Source organism: Herminiimonas fonticola (assembly GCF_003293745.1).
GTDB lineage: Bacteria > Pseudomonadota > Gammaproteobacteria > Burkholderiales > Burkholderiaceae_D > Oxalicibacterium > Oxalicibacterium fonticola.
Genome location: NZ_PTLZ01000001.1, coordinates 1,054,213 through 1,074,589, shown reverse-complemented (window position 1 = coordinate 1,074,589; position 20,377 = coordinate 1,054,213). Strand labels below are relative to the sequence as shown.

22 protein-coding genes and 1 pseudogene are annotated in these 20,377 nt (G+C 51.4%); 7 read left to right on the top strand and 16 right to left on the bottom strand.

Translation table 11 applies throughout. From position 1 onward, the window contains the following. Together Hfont_RS05345 and Hfont_RS05340 are read left to right on the top strand one after the other, a co-directional pair. Positions 1 to 1,083, top strand: a complete 1,083-nt coding sequence (locus Hfont_RS05345) for a DUF262 domain-containing protein (protein WP_112991250.1) — start codon at positions 1 to 3, stop codon at positions 1,081 to 1,083. Next, complete coding sequence (locus Hfont_RS05340) at positions 1,083 to 1,757, top strand: MAE_28990/MAE_18760 family HEPN-like nuclease (RefSeq protein WP_112991248.1); 675 nt, start codon at positions 1,083 to 1,085, stop codon at positions 1,755 to 1,757. Before Hfont_RS05345 ends, Hfont_RS05340 begins: the two co-directional genes overlap by 1 nt. Positions 1,758 to 2,028: 271 nt before the next feature. Here Hfont_RS05340 and Hfont_RS05335 read toward each other — a convergent pair. Beyond that, positions 2,029 to 2,604 (bottom strand): annotated as a pseudogene (locus Hfont_RS05335) (aminotransferase class V-fold PLP-dependent enzyme); the annotation flags it as partial. Between the two features lie 286 nt (positions 2,605 to 2,890). Here Hfont_RS05335 and Hfont_RS05330 point away from each other — a divergent pair. Next, positions 2,891 to 3,376: an outer membrane lipoprotein gene (locus Hfont_RS05330; protein ID WP_112991246.1), complete on the top strand. Its 486-nt coding sequence runs from the start codon at positions 2,891 to 2,893 to the stop codon at positions 3,374 to 3,376. A 107-nt stretch (positions 3,377 to 3,483) separates the two neighbouring features. Here the strand turns inward: Hfont_RS05330 and Hfont_RS05325 are convergent, their stop codons facing one another. After that, a complete protein-coding gene (locus Hfont_RS05325) occupies positions 3,484 to 4,179 on the bottom strand; it encodes a fumarylacetoacetate hydrolase family protein (RefSeq protein WP_112991245.1) in 696 nt (231 codons plus the stop codon). A gap of 303 nt (positions 4,180 to 4,482) precedes the next feature. Here Hfont_RS05325 and Hfont_RS05320 point away from each other — a divergent pair, with 303 nt between their 5' ends. Beyond that, a complete protein-coding gene (locus Hfont_RS05320; protein WP_112991243.1) occupies positions 4,483 to 5,181 on the top strand; it encodes a GntR family transcriptional regulator in 699 nt (232 codons plus the stop codon). Positions 5,182 to 5,289: 108 nt separating this feature from the next. On the opposite strand, the gene Hfont_RS05315 is transcribed toward Hfont_RS05320, so the two are convergent. From Hfont_RS05315 to Hfont_RS05280, 8 genes are all read right to left on the bottom strand, one after another. After that, a complete protein-coding gene (locus Hfont_RS05315; RefSeq protein ID WP_112991242.1) occupies positions 5,290 to 6,885 on the bottom strand; it encodes a gamma-glutamyltransferase family protein in 1,596 nt (531 codons plus the stop codon). Positions 6,886 to 7,057: 172 nt separating this feature from the next. Next, the gene (oxlT, locus tag Hfont_RS05310) at positions 7,058 to 8,380 is read right to left on the bottom strand and encodes an oxalate/formate MFS antiporter (RefSeq protein WP_112991240.1); all 1,323 of its coding nucleotides are present in this window, start codon (positions 8,378 to 8,380) and stop codon (positions 7,058 to 7,060) included. Positions 8,381 to 8,809: 429 nt separating this feature from the next. Further along, positions 8,810 to 9,535, bottom strand: a complete 726-nt coding sequence (locus Hfont_RS05305) for an ABC transporter ATP-binding protein (RefSeq protein WP_112991239.1) — start codon at positions 9,533 to 9,535, stop codon at positions 8,810 to 8,812. A gap of 154 nt (positions 9,536 to 9,689) precedes the next feature. After that, complete coding sequence (locus tag Hfont_RS05300; protein WP_112991723.1) at positions 9,690 to 10,463, bottom strand: ABC transporter ATP-binding protein; 774 nt, start codon at positions 10,461 to 10,463, stop codon at positions 9,690 to 9,692. 10 nt (positions 10,464 to 10,473) lie between these two features. Then, positions 10,474 to 11,688, bottom strand: coding sequence for an ABC transporter permease subunit (locus Hfont_RS05295; protein ID WP_112991237.1), 1,215 nt, complete (start codon positions 11,686 to 11,688; stop codon positions 10,474 to 10,476). Positions 11,689 to 11,697: 9 nt separating this feature from the next. After that, positions 11,698 to 12,627 carry a branched-chain amino acid ABC transporter permease gene (locus Hfont_RS05290; RefSeq protein WP_112991235.1) on the bottom strand — a complete coding sequence of 310 codons (930 nt, stop codon included), beginning with the start codon at positions 12,625 to 12,627 and terminating at the stop codon, positions 11,698 to 11,700. A 178-nt stretch (positions 12,628 to 12,805) separates the two neighbouring features. After that, positions 12,806 to 13,735: a 4-hydroxy-3-methylbut-2-enyl diphosphate reductase gene (ispH, locus tag Hfont_RS05285; protein WP_112991234.1), complete on the bottom strand. Its 930-nt coding sequence runs from the start codon at positions 13,733 to 13,735 to the stop codon at positions 12,806 to 12,808. Positions 13,736 to 13,830: 95 nt separating this feature from the next. Then, positions 13,831 to 14,286, bottom strand: a complete 456-nt coding sequence (locus Hfont_RS05280) for an FKBP-type peptidyl-prolyl cis-trans isomerase (RefSeq protein ID WP_112991232.1) — start codon at positions 14,284 to 14,286, stop codon at positions 13,831 to 13,833. A gap of 156 nt (positions 14,287 to 14,442) precedes the next feature. Between Hfont_RS05280 and radC the strand changes: the two genes are divergently transcribed. The 3 genes from radC to rpmG all read left to right on the top strand — a co-directional run bounded on the left by radC (position 14,443) and on the right by rpmG (position 15,808). Further along, the gene (gene radC / locus Hfont_RS05275) at positions 14,443 to 15,117 is read left to right on the top strand and encodes a RadC family protein (protein ID WP_112991231.1); all 675 of its coding nucleotides are present in this window, start codon (positions 14,443 to 14,445) and stop codon (positions 15,115 to 15,117) included. A 263-nt stretch (positions 15,118 to 15,380) separates the two neighbouring features. Next, a complete protein-coding gene (gene rpmB, locus Hfont_RS05270) occupies positions 15,381 to 15,617 on the top strand; it encodes a 50S ribosomal protein L28 (protein WP_011871857.1) in 237 nt (78 codons plus the stop codon). A gap of 23 nt (positions 15,618 to 15,640) precedes the next feature. Beyond that, positions 15,641 to 15,808, top strand: coding sequence for a 50S ribosomal protein L33 (gene rpmG, locus Hfont_RS05265; RefSeq protein WP_009667251.1), 168 nt, complete (start codon positions 15,641 to 15,643; stop codon positions 15,806 to 15,808). An 83-nt stretch (positions 15,809 to 15,891) separates the two neighbouring features. Here the strand turns inward: rpmG and Hfont_RS05260 are convergent, their stop codons facing one another. The 6 genes from Hfont_RS05260 to mdcC all read right to left on the bottom strand — a co-directional run bounded on the left by Hfont_RS05260 (position 15,892) and on the right by mdcC (position 20,371). Continuing rightward, entirely contained in the window at positions 15,892 to 16,839 is a 948-nt protein-coding gene (locus Hfont_RS05260; RefSeq protein WP_112991229.1) for an ACP S-malonyltransferase, read from the bottom strand. Between the two features lie 42 nt (positions 16,840 to 16,881). Further along, on the bottom strand, positions 16,882 to 17,691 hold the full coding sequence (mdcB, locus tag Hfont_RS05255; RefSeq protein WP_241523014.1) for a triphosphoribosyl-dephospho-CoA synthase MdcB: 810 nt from the start codon (positions 17,689 to 17,691) through the stop codon (positions 16,882 to 16,884). Positions 17,692 to 17,786: 95 nt separating this feature from the next. Beyond that, positions 17,787 to 18,452 carry a malonate decarboxylase holo-[acyl-carrier-protein] synthase gene (mdcG, locus tag Hfont_RS05250; RefSeq protein ID WP_112991225.1) on the bottom strand — a complete coding sequence of 222 codons (666 nt, stop codon included), beginning with the start codon at positions 18,450 to 18,452 and terminating at the stop codon, positions 17,787 to 17,789. After that, complete coding sequence (locus Hfont_RS05245) at positions 18,436 to 19,152, bottom strand: biotin-independent malonate decarboxylase subunit gamma (RefSeq protein WP_112991223.1); 717 nt, start codon at positions 19,150 to 19,152, stop codon at positions 18,436 to 18,438. Before Hfont_RS05245 ends, mdcG begins: the two co-directional genes overlap by 17 nt. Then, positions 19,149 to 20,048, bottom strand: coding sequence for a biotin-independent malonate decarboxylase subunit beta (locus Hfont_RS05240; RefSeq protein ID WP_112991722.1), 900 nt, complete (start codon positions 20,046 to 20,048; stop codon positions 19,149 to 19,151). The genes Hfont_RS05245 and Hfont_RS05240 overlap by 4 nt, the downstream gene beginning before the upstream one ends. An 8-nt stretch (positions 20,049 to 20,056) precedes the next feature. Beyond that, positions 20,057 to 20,371: a malonate decarboxylase acyl carrier protein gene (gene mdcC, locus Hfont_RS05235; RefSeq protein WP_112991222.1), complete on the bottom strand. Its 315-nt coding sequence runs from the start codon at positions 20,369 to 20,371 to the stop codon at positions 20,057 to 20,059. Positions 20,372 to 20,377: the final 6 nt, after the last annotated feature.

The window sequence follows — 20,377 nt, the reverse complement described above, 5'->3', positions numbered from 1 at the left end:
ATGTCAGCTGTCATCACCGCCATTCCAGAAAAAACTGCAGCTGAACGTGATGCTGCAGAAGCTCAAATAGCCGCACATCACAAGATTATTGATTACGATACTCGTGAATATCCAGTCGAAGTTATTGTTGATAAATATCTAGATAAACTTGAAGAGGATGAAAATGATTTTTTTATCCCAGATTATCAACGAGATCTGACATGGCCAGAAGAGCACCAATCTCGATTCATCGAATCCGTACTAATGGGTCTTCCTATTCCGATGTTATTTCTGGCAGATATAACAGGTCAAGAAGGCCGAGCTGAGATAGTTGATGGCTCACAGCGTGTGAGAACTCTGGCGAGATTTATGAAAGACAAGCTTCGACTTTCAGGCTTAGAGCGATTACATCTACTCAACGGTTTTCTTTTTAGCGACCTCCCTCCCATTCGCCAAAGACGTTTTGGTCGACATACGGTAAGAATGATCGAACTACGCGAAGGATCAGACGCAGAAGTTCGGCGCGATATTTTTGGTCGAATTAATACGGGTAGTCTGAAACTTAATGACATGGAGATACGTTGGGGAGTTAATGACGGGCCATATTTGCAATTTATAAGAGAACTTTCTCAGCAACCTCTCTTTATTGAGCTTGCGCCACTCAGTGAAAAAGCAGTAAAACTTCGTGAACCACAGGAGTTTGTTCTTAGATTTTTTGCCTACTTAGATGGCTATCAAAATTTTGATCGTAGCGTGGTGGAATTTCTTGATACCTTCCTTAAAGCAAAGATGGAAACATTTAACGATACAGAAATGGGTATCGCTAAAACTGAATGGGACAACATGCTTGCATTCGTTAAAGCGCACTTTGCGCATGGTTTCAGTAAAGGCAAAGGACATGTGCGAACTCCACGTATTAGATATGAAGCTCTTTCTGTAGGGACGGCATTAGCTTTGAGAATTAATCCTAATCTTGTACCTGCATCAGTTGATTGGCTTGAATCCGAAGAATTTAAAGACCTCATGAGATCTGACGCCAGTAACTCACGCCCAAAAGTTATTCGCCGCATAGAATTCGTACGCGATAAATTGCTAGGACGATAATGATAGGCGTCCAACAGGATTTCAATGACCGCGTAAATGAAATCAAAGCATATTTTGACTTCATCGAAAAAGTCGATAGCGGACAAATCATCCTAGCTAATCGCGCACCGCGAGTTCCAGTTTTCACTAATTCTGAACAAACAGATTTAATCCGAACATTTAAGGCTAGTGCATTTTTACTTCTGTACAACCTTATGGAATCAACGGTTACCAATTCGATTGAAGCAATATTTGATGAATTTGAGAATAAAGCAATATCATTCGATGCCTGCAAATTACAAGTGAGGCGAGTTGTATTGCGCAATTTATCTCAACATAATGTCAATGATATTTCACTTAATTTAAATCGACTGGCTCATGATGCTGTCACTAAGACATTTCTTAAGAAAAAAATAGTCTCTGGTAACGTTGACGCATCTAAAATTAGAGATGTCGCTGATGAATATGGCTTCACTCGTCCCGCAGCGGATGGCGATAAATTACTTACCGTGAAAACCAAACGTAACGACCTTGCTCATGGAGGAAAATCGTTTGGTGAAGTAGGTCGCGATTATTCCGTCCCGGACATGATAATTATCAAAGACAAAGTAATCATTTATTTATCTGCTATGTTATCCAGTGTCGCAACGTACCTAGCTCAACAACATTATTTATCTGGGCCAGATAGGCCTTAATGACGAATACCCTGTCAGCAAAACCATTCGGTTTTTCTCATATATGCTGGCATGTTGAAATTTCCTCATTGCCATTCAGCAAAAAAATACACGTTTAATAAAAAAACCCACGTCCGTGAGGACGCAGGCTTTGTGTAGATTTACCCAAACCTATAGTGGAGAGTGGCAAATCTGAAGGAATCTTAAAAAGGTTTTATTACCTCTTTATGACAATCATTCAAAATCTTCGAGCAACTGAAAGACCTTGAATGATCGCGGTTCAATGCGCCTTCTATTTCGATGAAAGCCGACGCTGTCCAGCCAGTTGCGTCACCACTTGTATCAAACGATCAATTTCATCGAAGGTGTTGTAGAACGCCAGTGATGGACGCACAGTAGTTTCCACACCGAAGCGACGCAGAATCGGTTGTGCGCAATGATGGCCGGTACGTACTGCGATACCTTCTTCATTGAGCGCCTTGCCGACTTCTTCTGTCGTATATCTCTGCAGGACGAAAGATATGACACTGGCTTTGTCGGCAGCAGTACCGATCAAACGTAAGCCGGAAATCGCAGCTAGCTTTTGCATGCCGTAGACCAGCAGTTCGTGTTCGTAGCGTGCGATGTTTTCGATACCGACTTTGGTGACGTAATCGATTGCTGCTCCCAAGCCCACTGCATCGGCGATGTTGCCGGTACCGGCTTCGAACTTGTTCGGGATAGGCTGAAACACAGTCTTCTCGAACGTGACGTCGGCGATCATGTTGCCACCGCCTTGCCATGGCGGCATGTCTTCCAGCACTTCGCGTTTGCCCCAAACCACGCCGATACCGGTAGGACCGAATACCTTGTGATTTGAATTTGTGAACTAGCGGGGAAAGAGACGCGGCATGCATGCACACAAAGCTATGCAATAAAAATAATACGGCCTCGCAATCGTTACGCAGCCTTGCATGCATTTTGTTACAAAACACACACTTTCTTAACCATCCCTCTCCGCACTCATGGCTGGCGATATGGTCTATCGACGTATGCGATCAGATGTTTGCCTATCGTTGAAGCAAGGTACGTTACCGCACCGAGTATTCCGGCAATCGCAGCTAGGCTCTTCCCGTACCTTCAATAAAAATACCATTAACAATAACGGAGTCATCATGAAAACTACTCAAACAAAAACAATATTCACGGCTGCTGCTGTTCTTTCAGTAGCGCTTCTTGCAGCTTGTGCCACTCCTTACAATTCTGACCCGGGAGCCAACCAATATCCGCAAACACCTGTCTCGAATGCTCCCGCGTACAACTCTGCTTATGGCGTAGTTGATTCGATTCAAGTCGTGCAGCAAACTACAGGTCGTAGTGGCATCGGCGCTGGCGCTGTAGTCGGCGGCGTCGTTGGCGGTTTGGTCGGCAATCAAATCGGTAGCGGTTCAGGCCGCACTGCAGCCACAGCAGCAGGTGTAGTCGGCGGCGCGCTGGTTGGCAACCAGATTCAAAACAGTAATCAGCAAGTGCGTGATGTATATCAAATCGGTGTGCGTCTCGACAGCGGGGCCTATCAAACCATGACACTGGATAGCATAGGCGATCTGCGCGTCGGTAACCGAGTACGTATCGAAAACGGTCGCGTATATCGCTACTAATATAGATACGAATCTGTATCGACATTGTTGTACTCCGTGAGTACAACGTGAAAAAGCCCCGCTTCATGTAAATGAAGCGGGGCTTTTTCTGTTCGGCTGAAAAAACCTTACACCACTTTTATATTCAATTCGCCCAAGCCTTCAATTTTGCATTCCATCAGATCGCCCTTCTTCACTGCCGATACACCTGCTGGCGTCCCAGTCATGATCAGGTCACCTGGTTGCAGCGTGAAATATTGCGACAGGTAGGCAATCATTTCTTCTATGCTCCAGATCAGTTTGTCGACGGTACTTTTTTGTTTGATCTGGCCATTGACACTCAACTGGATCGCACGATTGCCGGGTGCGCCTATCGCTGCTGCAGGATGGATAGGGCCGATCGGTGCTGATTGTTCGAATGCCTTGCCGGTATCCCAAGGGCGGCGCAGGCTTTTTGCTTCAGCCTGCACATCGCGACGCGTCATGTCCAAACCGATCGCGTAACCCCAGACGTATTGCATCGCATCTGCCGCAGCGATGTTCTTGCCTGTTTTGCCGATTGCGGCGACCAGCTCAAGCTCATACTGAAAATCTTCCGTCATTTCCGGATAAGGCAGTTCCGCCACCTCACCGTATGCAACCGGGAAAACCGCATCTGCCGGCTTCATGAAAAAGAATGGCGGCTCCCTGCCCGTGCCACCCATCTCAATCGCATGATCAACGTAGTTACGTCCCACGCAATAAATGCGATGAACCGGGAACAATGCGTCGCTGCCCACAACGGGAACTGCGGCCGGCGGCAAGGCGGGAATAACAAACTGCATGACAACTCCTTGTTGTGAAAAACCCAGGCTCGTTGGTTTCGGTCTATGGTTTTATTAAAATAATTCAGTTACTTCAGTAAAAATACGAATCATGGAATTATGCCATCCACGTCCGCACATCGTTGTGCGTGAAGTACTGACTTGATCGCGGGCGCTGTTTTTGCTTGTAATCATCCTGCTTTCATAAAGCAAGATGAACGGATTATTCCGGTGCAAGGTAGACGAATCGTATAATCAACAAGCAATCAGCAAACCGCCACCAAATAGTGCGGAGCAAAAAGGCGTTATCTCAAAGGTAGAGCGATGATCACAGAAGAACAAATAAAAGCATTGCAGTCTGAAATGGAGGGAAATGGCGAGAACCAGGCGCAGATGGCTTATCGCATCCTGGAAGAAATGATCGTCACGCTCAAACTCCCGCCTGGCAGCAAGATTTCTGAAAAAGCCTTGAATCGTTCCTTAGGCTTTGGCCGCACACCTCTGCGTGAAGCGCTGCAGCGCCTCGCTATCGAAGGTAACGTGAAAATCATGCCGCGCTCCGGTGTGATCGTTTCTGAAATCGATCTGGCCGATCAGTTGAACATGATCGAAGTCAGGCGCGAACTGGAAAAAATCATTGCCGGTCGCGCAGCGCGTCTGGCAATGGAAGACCAGCGCGCGGTTTTCCTGAAACTGGCTGAAGGCTTCGAGCGTGCGGCGGAAACCAATGACAGCGCCATCTTTATCGAAACCGATAGAGACTTCAACAGCCTGTGCATAGAGACTGCGCAAAACAAATACGTGTCCTACGCGATCGGCCCGATCGAAGCGCAAACCCGTCGCTTCTGGTATTTGCACTTCAAACGCTTCGGTGACCTGGCGCGCGTATCCTTATTGCACGCTCACATCGCACGCGCAATTGCGGCCAACGATGAAGCAGGTGCACGCGAAGCGTCGGATAGATTGATCGATTACGTTGAGGAATACACGCGCAAGACGCTGCAGTTCATGGGCGGGCTGTAAACAAAAGAGACGAAAAAACGGCGGCATCACTGCCGCCGTAAACTTGCTGTAACAATCAAACGGGATCAGTCGTTTGACGATTACTTTCACATCGACCTTCCCCATCAATCAAAAGCCGGCAACAATCCCGTTGCTGCGTGGATCAAACCCACCTTCGAACATGCCATCCGCATTGCGCACAATCGCACCGGCATGGCCGACCATCTCATCGAACGCGGCTATCACATCAACCTCATGACCCAGCGCCTGCAAGCCGGCAACGATCTCGGTTGAAAAACGATTTTCCACCTTCAGCGAATCCGAACTCTGGCCCCAGGTACGACCCAGCAACCAGCGCGGCGCCGTTACCGCCTGCTGCACTGCCTGCCCGAATACTGCATAGCGTGTGAACACTGCAGCCTGCGTTTGCGGCTGGCCGTCGCCACCCATCGTGCCGTACACCATGGTGCGACCGTCGTTGAAACGAGCGAGCGCAGGATTAAGCGTGTGGAAAGGTTTTTTACCCGGTAACAATGCGTTCAGATGATTAGCATCCAGCGAGAAAGAACAGCCACGGTTTTGCCAGTTGATGCCGGTTTTCTCCAGCACGACACCACTACCAAACTCGTGATAAATGCTCTGGATGAAAGATACCGCGCGCCCTTCACCATCGATGACGCCCATCCAGATGGTGTCGCCCGGACCTTTACCCTGTCCCCATGGCAAGGCCTTATCAACACGTATCGCCGCAACATAGGGCGCGAGAAATTCATCGGTCAAACATTCCTGCGGATCTATCGTCATGTACGCAGGATCAGTCACATACTTGTCGCGAATGGCAAATGCCTGCTTGGTCGCCTCGACGACAAGATGTACATATTCCAGACTGTCTGCTTCGTACTGCGCCAGATTCAAGCGATCCAGAATGCCAATGATAATCAGCGAGACTACGCCCTGCGTCGGTGGCGCCGAATTATAGACATCGCCCAAACTGTGTTTCAGATGCACCGGTGCAACCGTACGCGCGCGGTAAGCGTTTAAATCCTGCAAGGTGATCGGGCTACCGACTGCGGCCAGATCAGCCGCAATTTGCTTAGCCAGATCGCCGCGATAAAAACTGTCCAGACCGTCGCGGGCCAAAGTACGCAAAGTCGACGCCATGCGCGACTGCTTGAAGCGACTACCAGCTGTCGGTGCTTTACCTTTCACCAAAAACGTATCGGCAAATCCCGGCTGACCAACCAGCTCCTCATGTTTGGCCGAAGTACTTGCATACTGCGATGGCGTCACTGGAATACCATCTTCTGCATAGTGAATCGCATCAGCGAGCAAACGCGACAGCGATAACTTGCCGCCCCAACGCGCGCTCAGTTCCAGCGCCTGTTGCCAGCCGCCTATCGTGCCGGCAGTGGTATTCGCGGCCAACGGTCCACGCACCGGAATCGCGTCAAGCTTGCGACTCGCATAAAAATCGGTGGACACTGCCGCACCAGCTACACCGCAAGCTTCGATCGCCAGCACCGGCTCACCCGGTTCGGACATCACCCAAAAACTGTCGCCGCCTATCCCATTCATGTGCGGATAAACGACTGCAATCGCCGCCGCCGCGGCAATCATCGCTTCCAGCGCATTGCCGCCATCTTGCAATACCGACTGTGCCGCCTGGGCAGCGAGAGAATGTGGAGCAACAGCCATGCCGCGCGTTGCGTAGGTAGTATTTTGCATAAAAACCTTTGTATTAAATCCTGGTATTAATTCGCTTTAATAAATTGCTTTATTACGTCTTGATCTCAAATCTTTGATTCAATCTCGACGCAGTTCGATCAATGGAATCGCCGCATACAGCTATCGCGACAATTCCATTTTTCAGAATTACTGAAACTATTTACCGCAATGTCTATGCCTTACTTGTCTGCAAGCCCACATTGGCAGCGTCCAAAACCTGCTGTTTGGTCTGCGCGAGGAACTTGCGACGCATAGGCTTCAGAATGACGATAGCCAAAAACGCCGTGAAGAAATCCATGCAGATGACCGTTGCAAACACTGGCGTCCACGAGCCGGTTGCGTCATGCATCATCGCGGCCAGCGGGCCACCCAAGACCGAGCCCACGCCTTGTGCCATGTACAGAAAACCGTAGTTGGTGGTTGCATGCTTGGTGCCAAAGGTATCGGTCAGGATAGATGGGAACAGCGAGAAAATTTCACCCCAGCCGAAGAACACCACGCCAGACAACAATACAAACAACACAGGATTGTCCGTTGTCATCAACCACAAGGTCATCGCGACGCCTTCCATACCGAAGGCAATGAACATCGTGTTTTCACGACCGATGCGATCAGACACCCAGCCAAAGAAAGGACGCGTCAAACCATTCGCGAATCGATCGATCGTCAATGCCAGCGGCAACGCCGCCATGCCAAACACCATTGCATCATGCACGCCAAAATCCTTGGCAAATGCTCCCATTTGCGAAATCACCATCAGGCCCGATGTCGACATCATGGTCATCATGATGAACATCAACCAGAACACCGGCTTCTTCAGCATTTGTGCCGGCTCGTAACCATGACCGGTATCGCGATTTGGATTGACTGCTTGATGACGAATACTGAGTTCAGCAACCTCTTCCGCCCTAGGGCGACGCATTCCTTGCGCAGCAAGAAAGCCGACAATACCGATGATCAAACCGAAGATCATCAGCGTGCTGGATACGCCAGCCGATTTGATGTGAGATGAAATGGCAAACGTGGTCAGGATCGCGCCAAAGCCGTAACCAGCTGCGACCATGCCAACCGCAAAACCGCGCTTGTCCGGAAACCATTGCACCATCAGGCCAACCACACCGACGTAAATAATGCCGGTGCCGACGCCCCCCAACAAACCGTAAGTCAGATACAGACCCCAGACACTGGATACGGTCGAAGCCAGAATCCAGCTGAGCGCAGTCAAAATAGCACCGGCAGATAACAATAGGCGCGGGCCGAATTTATCGACCAGATAACCCTGGAACGGCGACAGGAATGTCTGGGCAACGATCAAGATTGCAAACGTAATCTGGACCTCAGTCAATGTTGCACCGAGTGATGCAGTCAGTTCAGTCGTAAAAAGCGCCCACACGTACTGCGGACTGGAAATGGCCATCATCGCCACTATGCCGAAACACAGTTGCCACCATCTGGTTCCGCTATTGCCGGCAGGGGAAGTATTTAGTTGCTTCATTATTCGTCTCCAGTGTAATTATTGAAATTAAACTTATCTCAACGCATGTCTTTTACTGACATGTCAGTTTTAAGCGTAAGTTAAGCTCAGTAATTCCACCTGTCAAGGATTTAGCACATCTGCGATGTCTTTTTACAAATAAAAGAGCACAGTCATCATGAGTTTCATCTTAAGCAAACTTGATGCCAATTAACTAGAGATAGGCAGGAGTAGTAGCGCACGCCTAGTGATATGTCAGAAAACCGTATATCGAAAAGCTAGCTTGATGTATCGAGCTTTGCGCCCGCTTTTAGTGCGGGAAATGCGTATTGGAATCAGCTTGAGTGCAAAAACCTAGCAAACCACGCAATCAGTTACTGTGAAATCAGAACTAAGAGCGGGTTATCCATGGTGCTGGAGATTACCAAAGAGAAAAATCGCAGAGAGCGATCAGCTCTCACCCAGATACGCTTCTTTCACCTTGGGATCGTTCAGCATTTGCTGAGCATCGCCCTGCATGGTGACCAAACCAGATTCCATGACGTACGCACGATTCGCCGCCTGCAGCGCTAGCTTGGCATTTTGTTCGACCAGCAAAACCGTGATGCCTTGAGCAGACACGGTGCGAATGACTTCAAAAATCTTTTCCACCATGATCGGCGACAAACCCATAGACGGCTCATCCAGCAACAGCAATTCGGGATGACTCATCAAGGCGCGCGCCATCGCCAGCATTTGCTGCTCGCCACCTGACAAGGTGCCGGCCATTTGCGCAGACCGCTCCTTCAGGCGTGGGAAAACGCCAAACCATTTTTCGATATCGGCATCGATCGCCGCCTGGTCGTCGCGTGTGAAAGCGCCCATCAACAAATTTTCACGGATAGACATGCGTGTAAAAACGCCACGTCCCTCGGGCACCATCGCCAGCTTTTTTCTGACCAACTCAAACGAATGCAGTCCCTTGATAGGCTGGCCGGCGTATTCGATATGACCTTCGACGCGGCAATCCGGCAAGGTGCCGGTGATCGCCTTCAAGATCGTCGTTTTTCCTGCACCATTCGCACCGATCAAGGTGATCAGCTCGCCCTTGTTGACTTCCAGATCAACACCTTTGACCGCTTGAATGCCGCCGTAGGCAACCTTCAAACCTTCGATCTTCAGAATATTCGTAGTCATGCTTGATCTTTCAACTGTTTATCCCACGAATCTGGCGTGTCTTGAGCGCCGTCGCGAGCAAGTGCAGGCTGGCAGGAGAAGAGCAGCCGTACGAAAGTACGGTGAGCATCGCAGTGTCGGTCTGCGCTTGCACAGTAGGCGAACAAGGTGCGCATCAGTGAGCGCCTCCCAGATAGGCCTCAATCACCGCCGGATTTTTTTGCACGTCAGCGGGAATACCTTCGGCAATCGGCTTGCCGTAATCCAGCACCGTGATGCGATCGCACAAACCCATCACTAGCTTGACGTCATGCTCGATTAACAAAATGGTTTTCCCTTCCGCCTTGATCTTGACCAGCAACTCGCGCAAGCCCAACTTCTCGGTCGCGTTCATCCCTGCGGCCGGTTCATCCAGCGCCAGCAATTGCGGATCGGTCGCCAGTGCGCGCGCGATTTCCAGGCGGCGCTGATCGCCATACGACAAATGACGCGCCGTGCGCTCGGCAAACTTTGCAATGCCGACGAAGTCCAGCAATTCCATCGCACGTGCACGAATCTCCGCTTCTTCGCGACGTGCCGCCTTGTGATGAAAAACTGCGCCGAACAAACCCTGATGCGTACGCACATGCCTACCGACCATCACATTTTCCAATGCACTCATCTCGCCGAACAAACGAATGTTTTGAAAGGTCCGTGCGATACCAGCCTTCGCGACTTCATGCGGAGCGGATGGCGAATACGGTTTTCCTGCCAACTCAAAACTGCCCGTGTCAGCCTGATACAAACCGGTAATCACATTAAAGAAAGTGGTTTTTCCGGCGCCATTGGGGCCGATCAAGCCATAGATCTGGCCTTGCATGATCTTGACGTTGACGTCAGTCAACGCCTGCAAGCCGCCGAAGCGCTTGCTGACGTTTTCTATATTGAGAATAATTTGTGAGCTACTCATCATCATTACCTCACACCGCCACGACGTCTGTCGATTTCGCCGCCGTGTCGGCATCCGAAATTGGGCGGTCTTCGCTCTTGGGCGAGGGCCATAGTCCGGCCGGACGTATCAGCATGATCAAGACCATCGCGAGGCCGTACAGCAATTGACGCAGAATTTCTGCATCGACCAGGACTTCGCCGAACAAGGATTGCTGCAGAGGTTCGACCACGTGACGCAGAACCTCCGGTAATGCAGCGAGTAAAATCCCACCTAGCACCACGCCGGGAATATGGCCCATGCCGCCCAGTACCACCATCGCCAGTACCGCAATCGATTCTGTCAGCGAGAAAGATTCGGGCGAAACAAAACCCTGAAATGAAGCGAACATCGCACCGGCCACACCACCAAAGGAAGCGCCCATTGCGAATGCCAGTAATTTGACGTTGCGTGTGTTGATGCCCATCGCTTTTGCCGCAATTTCATCTTCCCGTATCGCGACAAAGGCACGACCCAAACGTGAGTTCTGCAAACGTACCGAGATAAAAATAATTGCGATGCACAAAGCGAGGAACAAAAAATAATACGCATTCACCGATGGCATCGCATAATTGCCGAGCATGACTGTCGAGGCCGAGCCTTCTTCACCATTCAGTGACACGCCGAAAATACGGATTGGATCGATCAGGTTGATGCCTTGCGGGCCGTTGGTGATATTGACCGGACCGTTCAGGTTGTTCATGAAGATGCGGATGATTTCGCCAAAGCCCAAGGTGACGATGGCCAGGTAATCACCACGCAACTTGAGCGTAGGTGCCCCTAGCAACGCACCGAAAAATCCGGCCACCAATGCTGCCAGCGGGACAATCACCCACAACGATAAGTGAATACCGTTCTGTGCAATCTCCGGACCGAAAACCCACAACAAGCTGGCGCCTATCGCCGGATATTGATTGACGAAAGATTCCAGCACGACGGCAAACTGCGGCGACGCCAGCAAAGCAGTCAGGTAAGCACCGATCGCATAAAACGCGATGTAACCCAGATCCAGCAAGCCGGCAAAACCGACCACCACATTCAAGCCTAGCGCCAGCATGATGTAGAGCAGCGCGAAGTCCATGATGCGCACCCACGAATTGCCGAAGTTTTGCGCAATGAAAGGAAAGACCAGTGCAATCGCCAGAATGATAAGCAAGCCCGAATAGGCTTTACGTGGATTGTTTTTGACGTCGAAATAATTGGACATGATTTCGCCTTACGCTCTATCCGGCACGCGTTCGCCCATGATGCCGGACGGCCTTAGCGTCAACACGATAATGAGAACGACGAAGGCAAAAATATCCTGATAATGGCTACCGAGAAAACCGCCGGTCAGATCGCCGATATAACCAGCGCCCAGACTTTCGATCAAGCCCAGCAAGATGCCACCCAGCATCGCGCCATAGATATTGCCGATGCCACCAAGTACCGCTGCGGAAAACGCCTTCAGTCCTGGGACAAATCCCATCGCAAATTGCGCCGATGAATAATTCGCTGCCCACATCACGCCGGCAATCGCTGCCAGTATCGCGCCTATGACAAAGGTCATCACGATGACGCGGTTGGAATCCACACCCATCAAACCGGCGACACGCGGATTCTCTGCGGTTGCGCGCATCGCGCGACCCATCTTGGTTTTTTCAATCAAGAGCACCAGCAAACCCATCGCGATCGCGGCGAGTACCAGCAACATCACCTGTACCGGAGAAATCAATGCGCCCATGATGTGCAAAGGTTCACCCGGCATCACTTGCGGAAAAGGAATCGGACTGCGGCCCCAGATCATCATGGCCAGCGTTTGCAACAGAATCGATACGCCAATCGCGGTAATCAATGGAGCCAGGCGCGGTGCATTGCGCAAGCGTCGGTAGGCGACGCGCTCGATCAACACATTGACGCCGACACAGACCGGAATCGCACCGAGGATGGCAATCATCAATTTGACGATGCCGGGCAAATCGGGGGCGACGGTGTTGACCATCTTGAGTATCGTCAGGCCCGCCATCGCGCCTATCATCAGCACGTCGCCATGCGCAAAGTTGATCAGGTTGAGAACGCCGTACACCATCGTATAGCCGAGCGCGACCAATGCGTACATGCTGCCCAGCACCAGACCGTTGATGATTTGCTGGATAAAAATATCCATGAATGCTTGCTCTCCTGATGGTGTATCAAGGTTTTGCCGACAATCCCGTCGACAATTATTGGAATCTTGTTTCGCCTACTGCATAAATCTTTAATACGATATCTGCATCGCAATAATCGTTCCCGCCAAATAAAAACGGCACCCCGTCATGGGTGCCGCAATACAGGCTGTCATCGAATTATCGTTTCAAGCCCTTAGGCAATGGGAAGATAACGTGTTCTTCCACGCCTTCCAGTGTACGTACACTCTTCGCGCCAAATTCTTTCAACTTGTCGATCACCGCTTGCACCAATACTTCCGGTGCGGATGCGCCTGCCGTCAAGCCTATGCGTAACTTGCCTTGCACCCAATCAGGATCGATCTGCGATGCGTTATCGACCATATAAGCAGGCACATTTTTCTTGCGGGCGACTTCGCGCAAGCGATTGGAGTTGGAACTGTTCGGGCTGCCGACCACGATAACCACATCGACTTGCGGTGCCATGAACTTGACTGCTTCCTGACGGTTAGTCGTCGCATAGCAGATGTCGGCTTTTTTCGGCTCGGAGATATTCGGAAATTTGCTTTTGAGTGCAGCAATCACATCGGCCGTATCGTCGATCGACAAGGTTGTCTGCGTGACGTAGGAAACCAGATCCGGATTCTTGACCTGCAGTTTTTCTACATCTTCAACAGTTTCAACCAGATGCATACCGTCTTCGGTCTGGCCCATCGTACCTTCGACCTCGGGATGACCGTCGTGACCGATCATGACAATCTCGCGACCGTCGCGGCGCATTTTTTCAACTTCGATGTGTACCTTGGTAACCAGCGGGCAAGTCGCATCGAAGACACGCAAACCGCGTTGTTCGGCTTCTGCCTGTACGGCTTTCGACACGCCATGTGCAGAAAACACCACCGTGTTGCCGGCGGGGACATCTTCCAGCTCTTCGATGAAGATCGCACCCTTGTTACGCAAATCGGAAACGACATAAGCGTTATGCACGATTTCATGGCGTACATAAATCGGCGCGCCAAACTCGGTCAACGCGCGTTCGACGATTTCAATCGCCCGATCAACACCGGCGCAAAAGCCGCGTGGTTGAGCCAGTAAAATTTCCGTTTCCATCTTTATCCTTTTGATGCTCCGCCAGCTTGCTCATGACTGCAGCGATGCTGGGTGAATCTAAACGCATATCGCTTTTTGATGCGACCTTAATGTTCTTACATTATGCCGATGATCTTGACCTCAAACTGCAGCGACTGCCCAGCCAGTGGGTGATTAAAATCGAACACCGCGTTTTCATTATCGATCTCACGCAATACGCCGGCAAATTGTCCACCGCCAGGAGCAGCGAATTCCACCAGATCACCGATTACGTAATCTTCGGTAGGCCCGGAATTTTGTTCCAGCGTGGCGCGCGACACAGGACGTATCAGTTCCGGATTACGCGGACCGAATGCGCGCTCAGGTGGCAATTCAAACGTCTGATGCACACCCTCTTCCAAACCAATCAGACAGGCTTCCAGAAATGGCGCCAACTGGCCTTTTCCCATTTGCAGCGTGGCTGGATTATCCGCAAAAGTGCTGACTATATCCTCACCAGCTACCGATGCCAGACGGTAATGCAGGGTCAAATAGGCAGTTTCGGTAACGACAGGATGTGGTAAATTTGACATTAAAATTCCGTGTTGCACAACAGCCGCTATTTTAAGCCAGGTTGCCAGACTGCGTTAAGCATTCGGCGATTCAGGGCCTGTTGATAATAACTAGAACAAACGCATGTGCACCGTACGCCATGCTCCAGCATTTCCACTCTTTTTCTGAAAAAACATATGGCGATTACCGACTGGCCGGAAGATCAGCGTCCACGCGAGCGCTTGATCAAGCATGGAGCTGCGATTTTGTCGGATGCTGAATTACTGGCGGTTTTTCTGCGCGTCGGCGTTGCCGGCAAAAGCGCAGTCGATCTGGCGCGCGATATGGTGCAGCACTTCGGCTCCTTGAACGGCTTGTTTGGCGCCTCGCTCAAGGATTTCTCAAAATTGAATGGCCTCGGTCCGGCAAAGTATGCGCAGCTGCAAGCCGTGCTGGAACTGGCGAAGCGCTCACTATCAGAAGAACTGCAAGCCGGCGTAACGCTCAGTTCGCCACAGGCAGTGAAGCAATATTTGCAATTGCTGTTGGGTGGCAAGGCGTACGAATCGTTTGCAGTGCTGTTTTTAGACGTCAAGAATCGATTGATCGCATGTGAGGAACTGTTCCGCGGAACCTTGACCCACACCTCGGTTTATCCAAGAGAAATTGTCAAGGTCGCACTGGCACACAATGCTGCGAGCGTGATCCTGGCCCACAATCATCCATCCGGCACGCCTGAGCCCAGCACCGCAGATCACACACTGACGCAGGCGCTCAAGCAAGCCTTGGCATTGATAGACGTGCGTGTACTGGATCATTTTGTTGTCGCTGGCAAACACGTTTATTCATTTACCGAGCACGGACAATTATAGGAACTGGCGTGCTTGCTGGAGCAAATGCGGTTTGATTCATGCAGCAAGATCATGTCCGATAGCAGCACCGGCGCTGCAGATCAAGGTATCTGCTGAAAGCCGGCGCTATATTCACGCTTTAGGAGTGTGAATTGCCAAACATCAAATTGTTAAATTAATATAACTGGTAAGACACAATTGATTTACGCAAGTCGTTGAATAATCTGGATTTTTTAGATATACTCACGTTTTTTCCAATTCCGGAAATCTTTAGGAGCACAAATATGGCACGTGTATGCCAAGTCACTGGGAAGGGGCCGATGGTCGGCAACAATGTTTCCCATGCAAACAACAAAACGAAACGTCGTTTTTTGCCTAACTTGCAAAATCGCCGCATTTTCGTTGAGTCGGAAAATCGCTGGGTTTCCCTGCGCCTGTCCAACGCCGGTCTGCGCGTCATCGACAAGATCGGCATCGATGCCGTGTTAGTCGACATGCGTGCTCGTGGCGAAAAAGTCTAACTAGCAGAATATAAGGAATCATCATGGCGAAATCTGGCCGCGACAAAATCAAGTTGGAATCGACCGCAGGTACGGGTCACTTCTACACGACTACCAAAAACAAGCGTACCACTCCGGAAAAAATGTCGATCATGAAATTCGATCCAAAAGTCCGTAAGCACGTTGAATACAAAGAAACCAAGATCAAGTAATCGATCTTTTGTTTCGCAAAAAAGCCGCTTCAATGAAGCGGCTTTTTTTTCGGCCGAATTATTGCAGACTCATTACCGCAAGCTCATGCGTCTGCGTACTGCTCCACCCATTTTTTCAAACCGGCAAGCGATCTGAATTCTTCAATTGAGCGACACTGAATATGCGGATGGCGCGTTTTCAACATTTTAGCCAAAGCGCTGCCGGGGCCAAGTTCAATCACCATTGTCACGCCAGCTTCATGCAAGCCGTCCATCACCGCTTGCCAACGAATAGGCTCAGCCAGTTGGCGCGATAAGCTGGAAGTTGCCGCCGCTTTATCATGCAGGCGTGCGCCGGAGATTCCAGCCAATAGCGGGAACAAAGGAGCCTTCATGTTGCTGGACGCCAGCGCCTGCTCGAATGGCTGGACGGCTGCCTGCATCCACGGAGTATGCGAAGCAATTTCTATCGGCAAACGCGTGACCTTGCCACCTGCATTGCTAATAACTGCTTCCAGTGCATCAGCCTGCTGCAACAAGCCACCGGCGATCACCGCATCTTCAGCCACATCAATGGCGACGTAAAAACCGTGCGCCTGCAGCAGAGGTTGAATCTCCGTCATCTGCGTCAGAGTTTGCGACAGCGAAATCGCCAGCATCACTTGCGGCTGATCACTGGCGATGCATGCTTGCAGCAATTTCGCGCGCAAGGCAGCCAGCCTGATTGCCTCTTCCGCAGTGAGTGCGCCCGCCACCGCCCACGATGCAAGCTCGCCTATGCTGTAACCAGCGACTACTACCGGCTTGGGGACAAGCGTTTTTATCGCCTCCCAATTTGCCAGGATGGCGGCGACAACCAGCGGTTGTGCAATCGGATTGGCAAACAGCAGTTTGTCATCCGATAAAATTCTCTGTAAAGAATACCCGCATAATTCTTCCAGCGGCCATCCCTGCAACAACTGTGCGACACGCGCATCTTCAAGTGCCAGATCGAACATACCCGCATGCTGACCTGCCTGTCCTGAGCACAAAATAGCAACGCGATTACTCATATAAATTCAGCATACCAACCCGGCGTATAAACTCTGTAAATCCTATTCAACAGTTTGTGTGATTTGATACACAAACCAGCTGGCAGACAGCATATCTGCTGCACCGCCCGGCGACAAATCTTTGCTGACGAATAAACGATGGCATTCCAGCGCCCTGCTGCGCCAATCAGGATGTGCGGTACCACCCGACTGCATGAATTGCTGCGCAGCCTGCCTGACCAATGCCGCGCCGTCTGCGCCGCCCCTATGGTAAATATTCGTATCGGCCATCTGCGCCATCAGGCGGAACAAGACATCGATCTGTGCCTCGTGTGCGTTTGCACCTGTTGCGAACGATGACAGTAACTGCGGCAGGCCGATCTCAAACACTGCGGGGAAACCCTGTGCGCCTTCGGCACGCGCACCATTGACCGCATACAGATGAGTCACACGTATGCCATTGGATAATTTGGCTACTGCAGGATTTGCATGCGCAAGCAAAGCCTTTCCCCACTCTGCCCGCAACACACTACGCAAATTATTTGCCGACAAAGGCAGCGAGCGGGCATGACAATAACCTGCCGCCGCACACAGCATGCCAAGTGAAAAAATCGCGCCCCTATGCGTATTGATTCCATTGGTTGCTGTCAGCATGCGTCGCTCCGCCTGCATGCCATATTCTTTCAGTACATCGAACGACACAGCTTGCACACCTGCATGCGCCATCCGGATAAAGTAATGGCGTAAGGAAAACAGGCTGCGCATAAACAAGCCTGCATCCATATCGACGTGACTGCCATTGTCTATAGGCGAAACCAAACCAGGTTTCGGATATAGCACCAGTTCGGCATGCAGGCTGCGAATCGCACACATGGCTGTATGTAGACAAGCCGAGCGCAGAGAGACACTTATCTGCTCACTTTCGCGACCCGCGTCAGTGCAAACCTTTAGCACCCTATTAACTGGTTTCATGATTGTTCTTCCAGCTCAGACAGCAAGTCGTCGACATTCATCAGGTTCAAGTTAGCCATGCTCTTAACCATGACCTTGTGCGAACTCCCGGCTGCGTCCACCCACTCCTTCCATGCCACGGCACGGCATGATGGAAAAACGATTTCGCCATCTAGCGGCAAGCGTTGCGCATAGGTGTGCAACAGATGTAAACCTTGCTGCAGTTGCGCATCAGTGCGCGGATGGAACAGCACATCGATATCGGAAGTCGTCGTGCGATAAGGCAAACCGGTGATGGCTTGCAACGCAAGAGAACCATAGACGTGCAGCTCCAGTTGCGCGTCTATCAAGTCGTGTGTCAAATCGGTGTATGCATCTTGCCAGGCAGGCGGTATGGCACTCGCGACGGCCGTAAATGCCAGCGGCGGCTCATGCCGAGCAATATCATTCAGATAAACCGTTAGTGGAATCCTCGTCTTCAGACCAGTCTGCGCATCCGGCGGCAATGCCAGACCAAGCCCCAGACTATCCGCCGACAGCGCAGATTCGCTGCGACGCACGACGAGCGGCCAGTCATTTTCAGCCCAGCATTCCAGTTCGGGTACATGGGCGTCACTCGCCGCTGCACATGCACGTTGCCAGCCACTGGCACTCAGCCAAACTCTGTTATGTCGGTAAAACATCGCGCGTGCCCAGCACGAGTTGTGTGACCGGCAGCGACATCTTGCGACCGCCTCTTTCCAGACCGCGTGCACTACGCTGATCGATGCTGTCCGCCTGTTGCAAGGCGCGTGCGAAACAGGATGCAAGATCACCTTGCCAGATCGCTTCCACGCCACCCATGTTCAGATAATTTTCCGCACCAGGCGCAAACACCGGATTCGATACAGCAAGTTCTGTTAAACGTTCCAGCGGCACCTTGGTAATACGCGCCATTGCCGCCAGGCCCATCACGCGAATTTCCGCTTCGGGCAATGCATAACAGGCATCGGCCATCAAACCGCTGGTGATGAAGCCGCCTGACAGCGCCTGATCGTAGACCAGACCAATCACGGCATGGCCGCGTCGGCGCGCAACATCTATGCATTTTCCCAGATGTGCCATGTAGCGATTGATGCCCAGCATCTCATCGCGATAACGCAAGCGCTGGCCTTGCGTATCGACCAGAATCACCAGTGGACGACCCGGAAAATTGCGCATCGTATCGAGTATCGCATTCGCCTGCGCCAATGCGATCTCAACGCCTATCGACGTATGGCCGGTGGTGCCGATGACCGCAACTGTTTGCTGATCTACCTTGGCAGTACCGTGCAAAAAATAGTCATGCTCGACAATGTCATGTCCTTGCGGGAATAACTGCGATGCCAGTGTTTGCCATTTCATGACTGTTCTCCCGCGCGGCTACCTGCTACGCGCTGCATGAAAACCTGCGCTTCCAGCATAGGCAATACTTCGGGCTCGGCTACACCCAACTTGGACCAGATATCCATAGGTTCGGAGAATTGACCGAAGTTCTGCAAGCGCTGGCTCAACAAAATATGTTCAGCCTCCAGATCCGTCAGCGTCAACTCGGCAGATTTTTCCTGATAGCGCAGCAATGTTTCAAACGCCGCTTGCCGGAACGCTGCAATATCATCCGGCAAGACCGCGCTGCAATCGCCGAGCAAATAACGATGCTTGCCACCGGTGGTGCGCCACACCAGCGCGCGATCACGTGAATCGAATTCTTCTACGCCATGCGTGGTTTCAATCACTTCCGGCCCCGACATTGCCAAACGCCCTTCTTCCGACATCAGGATGTCATTCGCGCAGCAAGCGACGATGCCCATGCCGCCGAAGCAACCATTCGCACCGCCGACCAGAACGATCACAGGAATATTCGCTGCGCGTGTATCGAGCACGGCACGCATGACTTCCGATACGGCGATCAGGCCTGCATTCGCTTCGTGCAAACGTACACCGCCGGTTTCCAGCAACAGGAGCACACCATCCACGCGCTCATTGATCGCACGTTTCAATAAACCGACCAGCTTGGCGCCATGTACCTCACCGACTGCGCCGCCCATGAAGCCGCCTTCCTGCGCAGCAGCAAGGACCTTGCGCCCCTGCAAAAGACCGCTGCCGATGATGACGCCGTCATCAAACGAAGCTGGTGTATCCAGTTGCGCCAGATGCGGACTGGTTATGCGCAAGCTGGGCGGCAAAAATTCTTCAAACGAACCGGCATCCAGCAAGGCATGGATACGCTGGCGCGCATTTGCTTCCAGATAGCTGCTCATGCTGCTACTCATGCTGCCGCTCCCGTTACCGATTCCACCGCCTGATCCAGGCGCAAACTGACGACAGCCGGTGTCGCTCCTGCATCGTTGATCAGGATGCGTACGTTTTCCAGTGCCCAGCGCTGATGAAAATCGGATATGACGGCCTGCCAGATCGCGCCAAAGCCGACTGCTGCAGTTTTGATTTCGACTTCGCAGCCACCATTCAACTCGGCTGACTCGATCAAGACTTCCAGATTGCCGGAGCTGACGACGCCTACCATATTCGCCGGCAACACCAGTTGGCGGTTACCTTTTTCAAAACGAAAATTCAAAGTTTCCATATTCAG